Raw genomic sequence first — 6980 nt, 5'->3', positions numbered from 1 at the left:
CTAAAGGTTGTTCATCAGGTGGAGTAAACCCATTTATATTGGTTCGTTGCCATTTAAAATTATTGTCAGTAGCAACTCTTACACTTCCCAAATTATCTTTATGTACAATAATCTGAAGTGTTTTAAGCCCTAAAACATCATGCGCATATTTTGATAGTTCTTTAATAGCTTTAGTCATTAGCCCTTGCCCTTTAAAATTGTAATCGATACAATACGCAAACTCACCTTGTTTTTTAGCCCAATCGAGTTCTTTTATGTAAATAAGACCAGCTAATTTTCGAGTTTCAGTCTGTTTTAAGGTGAACAATAATTCTTCTTTATTTTGAAATTGTTTTATTTTTTTATTTACAAATAATTCAGAAAGTGTAGGATTTAGATTTTGCTCTAAGGTTTTTGGAAAATAGCGTTTAAAACGGTCTGCATTGGCTATGCATAGATTGCATATTTTCCAAGCATCACCATTGTGGACGGGATTAATTTCAAAACCATCAAATGCTATCATTAACTTAGTTCTATTTTCTCAAAAGGTTCAAAACCAATCTCATCATCACCATCATCAAACAATAAATCTACAGCAATAACAGATGCTGAGGTTACGCTTAATGGTAACACTAAGACAACTCCTACAACCGGAATTAACAACAACAATAAAAAACCTATACCATTACCAATGGCTAAACCTCTGTTTTTTCTTATAAACGCGACGCTATCTCTATATTTAAAATGGCGTTCTAGAGTATAGTCCATATTAGCAAAACCAGCATAATAGGCTTGTACTAAAAATAATAATACTGTGGAAAAAATATTTACTACAGGAATAAATTTTAGAAGTAGAATGGGTATAGTCAGCGTTAATTCTTTAAATAAGTTGCGCATACCAATTCTAATACCTCTAGCAAGTTGTTTAGAAAAATTGGTATTAATGTAATTTTGAGCTGGTTTACCTGTAAAATAAGCTTCGATTTTTTCCGAAACCGGACTCATAAATGGCGAGGATAAAGCCATAATAATATGCTTGTAAGAAATTAAACCAAGAGCAAATAAAATAATACCAGCAATAAAGGTAGAAATAGCGGTAAAGGTTTCTTTACCTAAATCCCACACCCAAATATTGGCTATCCATTCTCCAAGATTATCCGATAGGCTGTATGCAGATACAAAGATTAGTGTAAATACGATAAGGCTTATAATAATAGGCACAACAAAGTATTTCCATAATTTTAATTTTGAAATTAACCCATAGGCTCCTGTATATACTTGTAATCCTCTAATTATATTTTTAATCATAATAATATCATTATCTACTAAGTAAGTCCGTAAGCTTCGGGATTGTTAATTCAACTTCAATTCTGTTAATTAGACGCTTTTAGGATAGTATTGTTACGTTTTTTAAGTTAAACAGCGATATCCTCCTTTAATAAATGTTCCTCTTCATTTTCCATAGTTTTTGACCATAATGCAAGACCAAAAGTTAAGACTCCTAATCGCCCTATAAACATCAAAATGATTATGACCAGTTTTCCAAATGTATTTAAATCTGCTGTTATTCCCGTACTAATTCCTACGGTTCCTAGCGCTGACGCTACCTCAAACAATATGTCTTCAAAGTTAAGTGCATTTGTAAGGGTTATTAAAAATGTGCCTAAAGCAATAATAATAGTATAAAAAATAAAGGCTGAGGTTGCAATATAAAGCCGCTCATAAGGGATTTGCCGTCCTAAAAATGTAATTCTTTTACTTCCACGTAGACGACTTTTCATTATCGCTAAAACTGCAGTTAGTGTTGTAATTTTAATACCACCAGCTGTACCAGATGGAGACGCACCAATATACATTAAGAACACGCAAACCAGCATCATAGCTTGGGTAAACATCCCAAAATCAACAGTATTAAATCCAACTGTTGTCATGGCTGTCATACATTGAAAAAAAGCAGCCAAAAACCGAGAGTCTGTGTTCTCTATGGTGGGTTCTAAAAAATAAAAGAACGCAGTACCAACAGTTAGTAAAGTGATAAAACCATAGAGTACTATTTTGGTTGTAAAGCTAAGCTTGTGTGTTCTATCCTTTATCATTAAACCAAAATCTGTAATCACAATAAAACCTAATGAGCCACAAATAGCTAACATTGAAATAATAAAGTTAATAAAACCATTATCTGCATAGCTCATAAAACTATCGTTAAATAAACTAAAACCCGCCGTACAGAATGTGCTAATGCTATGAAAAATAGAAGACCAAAGCGCCTCGCCTGTTGCCATACCTTCGTTCTTAAATGCTATGAAAAATAAAATAGCACCAATAAATTCCATGACAAACGTGAACAGAATTACGGATTTAAGGAAATCTGTGATTTTAATAGTCCTTGGTAAAGTAAATTCTGTAGACAGTATTTTACGATGCCATAACGTCATTTTTCTTGTTGTAGACAATAACATAAAGGTTGTAAAGGTTAAATAACCAATACCTCCTAGCTGAATCAATATCATAATAATAAATTGCCCTAAACCATTGTACGTGTCAAATATAGATACAGTAACCAATCCTGTTGTAGACACCGCAGATGTTGCTATAAAAAAATGGTCTAAAATTGAAGCTGAATCCTTTTGAGTAATAGGTAAACACAATAAAAAAGCACCTATTACTATATAGGTAAGAAATCCATAAAATAGATTCTGTTGAGGTGTCCAACCTTTCTTTAAAAGCTTATATTTTTCGGCTAATTTTTGAAACGAATTTGACATAATTTAAACATTTACAGCAAACATAAGGCTTAAGCTTCATACTCTTTAACTGCATCAATAAAAGCTTTAGCATTGTCTAAACCAATATTAGGCAATATACCATGACCTAAATTTACAATGTATTTGTCTTTCCCGAAGTCGTTAATCATTTGATGTACCATTTTTTTAATTTCTGCAGGTTGTGAAAATAGGCGTGTTGGGTCAAAGTTACCTTGTAGCGTAATATTTCCGCCAGTTAAATAACGTGCATTACGTGCAGAGCAGGTCCAATCTATACCAAGTGCAGAAGCACCAGATTTTGCCATTTCGCCCAAAGCAAACCAGCAACCTTTACCAAAGGCTATAACATGAGTATCGGTCTTTAGTGCATCAATAATTTGCTGAATATATTGCCATGAAAATTCTTGATAATCTACGGGTGAGAGCATGCCTCCCCAAGAATCAAACACTTGTACAGCATTACAACCTGCTTTTACCTTCTCTTTGAGGTAAGCAACGGTTGTATCTGTAATTTTTTGTAATAATTGATGTGCAGCTACCGGATTTGTAAAACAAAACTCTTTAGCCTTGTCAAAGTTTTTTGATCCTTGCCCTTGCACACAGTAACACAGAATCGTCCAAGGCGAACCTGCAAAGCCTATGAGTGGAATCTCATTATTAAGCTTTTCCTTTGTTGCTTTAATAGCTTCGTAAACATAGTTCAATGTATGCTTTACATCTGGTACAATAACATTGTCTACATCTTTTTGCGAGCGTATAGGATTAGGTAAATATGGGCCAAAGTTAGACTTCATTTGTACCTCAATATTCATAGCTTGTGGAATTACTAAAATATCCGAAAATAATATGGCAGCATCTATACCATAACGACGAATTGGTTGCACTGTTATTTCACTAGCTAACTCTGGTGTTTGGCAGCGTGTAAAAAAATCATACTTCGCTTTTATCTCCATAAATTCTGGAAGATAACGACCAGCTTGTCTCATCATCCAAACGGGAGGACGCTTTACGGTTTCACCTTTTAATGCTCTTAAGAATAAATCGTTTTTAATCATAGGCCTTTCCCTAGCCCTTTCCACAGGAAAGGGAACTTGTTACTATTTAAATAATATTTTGCGTCCTTTTCCTTCCCTCTGGGAAGGTTAGGATGGGCTTATACATAATATTCGTTCACCAACTCAATAACACTCTCAACCGTCGGTACTTTAGCTACTCTAACATCTTCAAAAAAATTTTTAGCAGCTTTTGCAGTGGTTTCGCCAATACAGAAGGCAATACCTTTGGCTTTATTTTGTTTTAAGAAACTTTCTACGGTTGACGGGCTATAGAACATAACACCATCTAGCCCTTCTTCAACTTTATCTGCATCAAACTTAGTTTGGTAGGCTTCAACTTCATTAACTACAATATTGTTTTCAGTTAATGTATTTGGTAAATCATCTAGTCTTAAATCGCTACAGAAATAGGTGACTTCGGTTCCTTCGATATATTCAATTAAATACTCAGCCAGTTTTTTAGCATTAGCTTCCGTATGAGTCACTTTGCCAATGCGTTTTTCTACCAAGCGTTTGGTACGCCTGCCTACACAATAAATATTTTTAAATTGTAATTCTGGTGCAGAAAAGTTAGTTAGTAAAGCTTCAACAGCATTTTTACTGGTAATGATTACGTTCTGAATTTCGTTTCTAACAATAGTTTTAGAAATACGATTTAAGCTAATTTTAATAGTGTCATTACTATCTGCTACTACGTTATTATGAAACAATAACAGTTGGTCATCTGTGAGTTTTTTTGTTGAATATATATTAGTGGTTTTATCACTTCGCAGTAATTGATCCATCAACGTTTTACCACCTTTACCAATAATATAGTCAGCACAAAATTCTGCAAGACCATCGTGCTTACCTAATGGTACTACTTTAGACACTTCAATCTTTTTGGTACCATCTTTACTTAGAAGAATGCCTTTAAAATTCACTTCTTCGTTTTTAATATAGGCTAAGGCACCAATAGGTGCTGTGCAACCACCTTCGAGACGATTTAAGAATTCGCGTTCTATAGAGGTGCTAATTTCGGTGTCGGTATGGTTAATCTCAGCGCAAATTGCTCTTAGGTCTTCATTTTGTTCTAAGGCTGTAATCATTATGGCACCTTGTGCAGGTGCAGGAATCATCCAATGAAGATTTATTGAATTTTCTGTTGTAAGATTTAAACGTCCTATACCTGCACCAGCAAAGATTGCAGCATTCCAATCTTCGTTATCTTCTAATTTTTGAAGTCTAGAGTTTACATTGCCTCGTAGGCCTACCACAGTATGCGTTGGGTAACGATTAAGCCATTGTGCTCGTCTCCTTAAACTACCAGTTGCGATAACGGCATCTCTAGCAGAAAGAAACTCTTCATTTTTCTTAAAAACCAAGGTATCGTTAACATTACCGCGTTTTAAAACAGCGGCTTGCACAATACCTTTTGGTAAAACGGTTGGTACGTCCTTTAGAGAATGTACGGCAATATCAATAGCTTCATTGAGCATTGCTATATCTAATGTTTTTGTAAAAATACCTGTAATACCAAGCTCGTAAAGTGGTTTGTCTAAGACAATATCTCCTGTAGATTTTATAGGTACTAAAACGGTTTTATGACCTAATTGCTCAAGTTGAGATTGAACTGTTTTTGCTTGCCACAGTGCCAATTGGCTGTCTCTTGTGCCAATGCGAATTACTTTAGCCATTATGTGTAGTCGTTTCTAACTGAAATATTTTTTTGATGAGTTCTATACTCTCATCGGAAGAATTACTGTCTTCTCTTAAGTGATGCGCAAACTGATTGGTAATTTTCTGAATAATATTGTTGCTAATCAATTGGGCTTGGTCTTCGTTAAAGTCAGCTATTTTTTTACGTTGTGTATTTAATTCAGAATTTTTAAAATCGGTAAGCTTGTGCTTTATCGCTTGTATAGTAGGTACAAATTTAAGGGTGTCTAACCAAGTATTAAACTCAGCTGTAGTATCTTTAATTATAGCTTCTGCTGCAGGTATAAACGCTTTACGCTTCTCTAAAGTGTCATCTGTTATTTTAGCCAAATCATCCATATGTACTAAAGTCACATTACTTAGTTCCTTAAGGTTCTCATTAACATTTTTAGGTATAGATAAGTCTAAAACTAATAAAGGCTTTTCTGTAGTTACTAAGGTTTTGTAAACCGTCGGTTGTTGTGCTCCTGTTGCAACAATTACAATGTCAGAGGTGTTAATCTCTTGTTGTAAATTATTAAAATCCTTAACAATAAGATTAAACTTACCAGCAACTTGTTCTGCCTTGGTTTTGGTTCTGTTTATTAAAGTAATGTGAGAATTATGGGTATGCTTTACTAAATTTTCACACGTATTACGTCCTATTTTGCCTGTTCCAAAAAGTAAAATGTTTTTCTCAGAGATATTTTGAACGTTATTCATTATATACTGAACAGATGCAAACGAAACTGAGGTAGCACCAGATGATAATTCAGTTTCGTTCTTTATACGTTTGCTAGCTCGGATTACAGCATTAACCAAACGCTCCGTAAAAGAATTTAATAAACCTTCTTTTTTAGACGCACGCGCAGCAAACTTTAGTTGACTAATAATTTCAAAATCACCAAGGATTTGACTATCTAAACCAGAACCTACTCTAAACATATGCTGAATTGCATCTTTGCCTTTGTGTACATAAGCTACCTCCTGAAATTCTTCTACGGTTCCTTTGGTATTTTCACACAATAAGTGAATCAGTTGATAAGGATGCTCAGCAAAACCATAGAGTTCTGTACGGTTGCATGTAGAAATAACCACAAGACTTTTTATACCATTGACTTTAGCTTGCGCTAATAGATTTTGTTTAGCAGTGTGGCTTAAACTAAAATGACCTCGCACTTCGGCATCAGCTTTTTTATAGCTAAGTCCAATAGCATAGAAATATGTGCTTTTTTGGTGTTGCATTTATTATATTTAACAACTTAAGGCTGTTTTATCCTTATCCGTTAAATTGAGTGTCGTCGAGATGTATTTTAAATTATTGCTATAATGATTACTCGACTTACTTTGCAAAGAGCTTTCAACAAAACAAAATTTTGTTTCAACCAATGCTTAAAATAACAGAAGTGCTTGTTTGATTCTGAAACAGAATTTTAAAAGCATAGCAAAAGTAAATCTGTTAATTAAAAAAAAATAACGCTATAAGATCCTAAAGTATCGTTTC

The 6980-nt window shown here is 34.1% G+C and carries 6 protein-coding genes; all 6 read right to left on the bottom strand.

Annotated features, from left to right (window positions below):
• A partial coding sequence (locus Q0800_RS07335) for a GNAT family protein (protein WP_299128632.1) occupies positions 1 to 502 on the bottom strand: 502 nt, incomplete at its 3' end.
• The gene (locus Q0800_RS07330) at positions 502 to 1287 is read right to left on the bottom strand and encodes an EI24 domain-containing protein (RefSeq protein ID WP_299128631.1); all 786 of its coding nucleotides are present in this window, start codon (positions 1285 to 1287) and stop codon (positions 502 to 504) included. The genes Q0800_RS07335 and Q0800_RS07330, both read right to left, overlap by 1 nt.
• Before the next feature lie 107 nt (positions 1288 to 1394).
• Positions 1395 to 2744 (bottom strand): potassium transporter TrkG, encoded by a 1350-nt coding sequence (locus Q0800_RS07325; RefSeq protein ID WP_299128630.1) that lies wholly within the window; start codon positions 2742 to 2744, stop codon positions 1395 to 1397.
• 29 nt (positions 2745 to 2773) lie between these two features.
• Positions 2774 to 3799, bottom strand: coding sequence for a uroporphyrinogen decarboxylase (hemE, locus tag Q0800_RS07320; protein WP_299128629.1), 1026 nt, complete (start codon positions 3797 to 3799; stop codon positions 2774 to 2776).
• A 98-nt stretch (positions 3800 to 3897) separates the two neighbouring features.
• Entirely contained in the window at positions 3898 to 5475 is a 1578-nt protein-coding gene (gene hemC, locus Q0800_RS07315) for a hydroxymethylbilane synthase (RefSeq protein WP_299128628.1), read from the bottom strand.
• The gene (hemA, locus tag Q0800_RS07310) at positions 5468 to 6721 is read right to left on the bottom strand and encodes a glutamyl-tRNA reductase (RefSeq protein WP_299128627.1); all 1254 of its coding nucleotides are present in this window, start codon (positions 6719 to 6721) and stop codon (positions 5468 to 5470) included. Before hemA ends, hemC begins: the two co-directional genes overlap by 8 nt.
• Positions 6722 to 6980 lie beyond the last annotated feature (259 nt).

It is taken from the genome of uncultured Winogradskyella sp. (assembly GCF_937958655.1).
In the GTDB taxonomy this organism is placed as follows: domain Bacteria; phylum Bacteroidota; class Bacteroidia; order Flavobacteriales; family Flavobacteriaceae; genus Winogradskyella.
The sequence above is the reverse complement of the archived record's forward strand: the minus strand, read 5'-3'. Positions and strand labels throughout refer to the sequence as shown.

What these genes read in the sequence shown, in the direction of transcription:
- Q0800_RS07325 (WP_299128630.1), bottom strand. Translation starts at nt 2,744, where the DNA reads ATGTCAAATTCGTTTCAAAAATTAGCCGAAAAATATAAGCTTTTAAAG.
- hemA (WP_299128627.1), bottom strand. Translation starts at nt 6,721, where the DNA reads ATGCAACACCAAAAAAGCACATATTTCTATGCTATTGGACTTAGCTAT.
- hemC (WP_299128628.1), bottom strand. Translation starts at nt 5,475, where the DNA reads ATGGCTAAAGTAATTCGCATTGGCACAAGAGACAGCCAATTGGCACTG.
- Q0800_RS07330 (WP_299128631.1), bottom strand. Translation starts at nt 1,287, where the DNA reads ATGATTAAAAATATAATTAGAGGATTACAAGTATATACAGGAGCCTAT.
- hemE (WP_299128629.1), bottom strand. Translation starts at nt 3,799, where the DNA reads ATGATTAAAAACGATTTATTCTTAAGAGCATTAAAAGGTGAAACCGTA.